Annotated in this window: 1 protein-coding gene; it reads right to left on the bottom strand. The window is 63.2% G+C overall.

What is annotated here, in order from left to right:
• Nucleotides 1–72: 72 nt before the first annotated feature.
• The coding region (locus KHA85_RS20760; RefSeq protein ID WP_498039919.1) for a DedA family protein at nt 73–326 on the bottom strand (254 nt) is incomplete at its 5' end.

The raw sequence follows: 326 nt of genomic DNA, 5'->3' as shown, positions 1-326 counted from the left end.
CTGTATGGATGTCCAGCCTGATTTTGCCCGCCGAGCACAATATTGCGCGGCGCTGCGCAATTTAGCGAGAAATCAGCCCAGCCACTGGCTGAGCCACTTGATGCCGAATGCCCCCGGCGCCAGAATGCCGAACGCCCAGATCATCGCCGACGTGACGTTGGCTAACTGGAAATAACGCTGCGGCATGCCGCAAATGCCGCCCACCAGCGGCACCACGGCGCGCAGCGGGCCGAAGAAGCGGCCGATGAAAATGCCCAGCACGCCCCAGCGTTCAAAGAATGCGTGGCCGCGCACCAGCAGCTGCGGATTGCGCGACAGCGGCCACA

Origin of the sequence: Dietzia massiliensis, assembly GCF_018390595.1 — a bacterium.
In the GTDB taxonomy this organism is placed as follows: Bacteria; Actinomycetota; Actinomycetes; order Mycobacteriales; family Mycobacteriaceae; genus Dietzia; species Dietzia massiliensis.
This window is presented reverse-complemented; position numbering and strand designations above follow the sequence as displayed.